The 3,688-nt window shown below is 36.6% G+C and carries 3 protein-coding genes; all 3 read left to right on the forward strand.

The features are described from left to right. Nucleotides 1-2,203, forward strand: a 2,203-nt coding sequence (locus PHC28_RS16965) for an HYR domain-containing protein (RefSeq protein ID WP_300103371.1), incomplete at its 5' end; no start/stop codon positions are given. A gap of 234 nt (nucleotides 2,204-2,437) precedes the next feature. Continuing rightward, entirely contained in the window at nucleotides 2,438-3,475 is a 1,038-nt protein-coding gene (locus PHC28_RS16970; RefSeq protein ID WP_300103373.1) for a hypothetical protein, read from the forward strand. A gap of 22 nt (nucleotides 3,476-3,497) precedes the next feature. Then, the coding region (locus PHC28_RS16975) for a hypothetical protein (protein WP_300103375.1) at nucleotides 3,498-3,688 on the forward strand (191 nt) is incomplete at its 3' end.

A 3,688-nucleotide genomic window follows, 5' to 3' on the forward strand; every position in this document is an offset into this window, starting at 1 on the left:
AACTTCTACTCAAACAGTAACAGTTATTGATGCTCAAAATCCAACAATTGTTACATTAGTCCCAATTAGCGTAAATGCAGATGAAGCTGTTTGTACTTATGCAAGTTCACAATTGACAGCTCCAGCAGCAGCAGATAATTGCAGCGTAGCAACAGTAGTGGCAACTCCAGCAAGTTTAGATTTAGGAGATAATACAGTAACTTGGACTGTAACTGATGGAAGTGGAAATACAGCAACTTCTACTCAAATAGTTACAGTTATTGACATTCAAAACCCAACAATAGCTATATTAGACCCAATTAGCGTGAATGCTGATGCCGATGTTTGTACTTATGCAAGTTCACAACTAACAGCTCCAGCAGCAGCAGATAATTGCAGCGTAGCAACAGTTGTGGCAACTCCAGTAAGTTTAGATTTAGGAGAAAACACAGTAACTTGGACCGTAACCGATGGAAGTGGAAATATTGAAACTTCTTTACAAACAGTAACAGTGATTGATGCTCAAAATCCAACAATTGTTACATTAGACCCAATTAGCGTGAATGCTGATGCCAATGTTTGTACTTATGCAAGTGTACAATTAACAGCTCCAGCAGCAGCAGATAATTGCAGCGTAGCAACAGTAGTGGCAACTCCAGCAAGTTTAGATTTGGGAGAAAACACCGTAACTTGGACTGTAACCGATGGTAGTGGAAATACCGAAACCTCTTTACAAACAGTAACAGTGATTGATACTCAAAATCCAACTATTGCAATATCAGATGTGGTTGTTTCAGCTAATGCATCTTGTAATGCAACAGGGGTTGATTTAGGCACACCAACAACAACTGATAATTGTTCTGTTTCGGGTACGTCAAACGATGCTCCTGCTACTTTCCCATTGGGAGATACAACTGTAACTTGGACCGTAACGGATGGAAGTGGAAACACTGCCACAACTGCTCAAACCGTAACAGTTGAAGACACTACATTGCCAACCATAACAGCTCCTGCAGCAGTTACTGGAAATGTAAATGCTTCTTGTGGTGCAACTGGTGTAACTTTAGGTAATGCAATAACAGCTGATAATTGTTCTGTGGCTTCGGTTACAAATGATGCTCCAGCTATTTTCCCATTAGGCGAAACAACTGTAACCTGGATTGTAACTGATGGTAGCGGAAATACTGCAACTGCCACACAACTAGTAACTATGGGAGACACTATCTTCCCAGTTGTTAAAGCAAAAAATGCAACGGTATATCTTAATAGTGTAGGTCAAGCAATCATTTTACCTTCTATGATTGATGATGGAACTACCGATAATTGTGAGTTCACGCTGACAGTTTCACCAAACAATTTGGTTTGTGCCAATATAGGTCAGAACAATGTATTGCTTATAGCAACTGATGCCAGCGGAAACCAAAGCTTTAAACCAGCAACGGTAACTCTTGTTGACAACCTTGCTCCGTCAATTACAGCACCTTCAAATGTATCGGTTACTGCCAATGCTTCTTGTGGCGCAACAGGAGTGACTCTAGGATTCCCAATTACTTCTGATAATTGTTATATAGATACTCCAGCGGTAAATGATGCTCCAGCTACTTTCCCAATAGGAATTACTACTGTAACTTGGACCGCAACAGATCGTAATGGGAACAGTGCTACTGCTACACAAACTGTAACCGTGACTGATATTACTGTTCCTACAGTGATAACTAAAGACATCACCATTCAACTAGATTCTTCGGGAAATGCAACTCTGACAGCTGCCGAAATTGATAATGGGTCTTCAGACAATTGTGGAATTAGTACAATGACTTTGAGTCAAGATACATTCACAATCAGTGATATTGGAATTAAAACAATAACACTTACAGTAACTGATAACAGTGGAAATACTGCCTCTGCAACAGCACAGGTTACTATTGACGGAAGTTTAAATACAATTGACCCAAAAAGCAATTTGTTTGTGATTTACCCAATCCCGTTTGATAGTTATATCAATATTACTTTGCCAGATTCCTATACTGAAGATGCAATTTACATTCAAGTATTTGATCTAAACGGAAGAGAAGTTTATAGCAAAAAACATACAGTTGACGGTAATAATGTAACCATTGGTGATTTAAATAGATACAGCGATGGAAGCTATTATATTCATTTGTTAGATGTAAATCAAAAAGTGATTCAAACGAAACATATTTTGAAAAAAGCAAAACAATAATTTAATTTTAAAAGCCTGCTGACAAACAGGTATAATTCTCAAAATAGTTTTTATTTGGCTTTAGTCGGGATTTCAAGGGGGCTTGGAGTTTCGGCTAAAGTTTTTTATATCAAAAAGACCTTCTTTGCTGATAGTTTTTTTGCATAATTTAAGTTGTCTCCAAAATATTTTCCACTCGGTTGACAAAATAGGTATTTGCTATATCTTTGCAGTATATATAAATAGTCATTCTTTATGAAAAACTCGTCCCATTCATTTCTTCACTTGCTTCTCCTTTTTTCTATGCTGTTTTTTGTTAGCAGTTGCAATAAGACTAAAGCATCAGGATCAATTATCGAAAATAAGAAGGAAACTGTAAAAAATACAATTGTTCCTGAAACAATAGTCCCTACAATTGACACCGCCGATTATAATAAAAGAATGCTGGCATTAGCCAACAAAGATACTACTGGAAGATGGCCAGTAAAAAATATTCCGTATCCATTGCCAGGAGCGATATTGCCTTATAACAGAATCATTGCTTATTATGGGAATCTATACTCTAAAAAAATGGGAATACTTGGCGAATTGCCAAGAGAGGAAATGCTTAAAAAACTACAAGTTGAAGTAGCAAAATGGCAAGCTGCAGATTCTACTGTAAAGGCTATTCCTGCCTTACATTACATTGCCATAACAGCACAAGGTGCTCCAGGAAAAGAAAATTTACACCGAATGAGAATGCCTTTTAAACAAATTGATACTATTTTAAAGTGGGCAAAACCAATTAATGCTTTAGTGTTTTTAGACATCCAAGTGGGACATAGTAATGTCAAGAACGAAGTTGCCTCACTAGAATCTTATCTAAAACTACCTAATGTGCATTTAGGAATTGATCCTGAATTTTCTTTGAAAAATGGCGAAATCCCGGGCTCTAAAATAGGCACTTTTAATTCGAATGATATTAATGATGCCATAGCTATTTTAGCCGACTTGGTCAGAAAAAATAAGCTTACTCCTAAAGTTTTGATAGTACACCGATTCACACAAGGGATGGTAACCGACTATAAAAAAATAAAAAAAGTGCCCGAAGTTCAAGTTATTATGGATATGGACGGATTTGGTAGTAAGGTTTTAAAAAAATCCACTTACCTGAGATATATTTACAGAGAACCTGTTCAGTTTACTGGCTTTAAATTATTTTATAAAAATGATAATAAAAATGATTGGCAAATGTACACTCCTGATGAGCTGTTAAAATTCACTCCAAAGCCCATCTACATACAATATCAGTAATTCATAGAACTCCTTTTTAAAAATGAAAAAAATTCTGTTTCACCTTGCTATTGGACTCTTGTTGTTTTCAAGCTGTCAATCAAAACCTGATAAAGTAAAAAAAGAAGTGCCTTTTGTCCAAAAAGAAACCAAAAAAGAAACGCCACAAAGAACCGAAGCGAGTTTAAAACAGATTCTTTTGAAGCCTGAGGTTCCTATTTTGTGCTATCATCG

The sequence above is a fragment of the Flavobacterium sp. genome (genome assembly GCF_028712645.1).
GTDB lineage: Bacteria > Bacteroidota > Bacteroidia > Flavobacteriales > Flavobacteriaceae > Flavobacterium.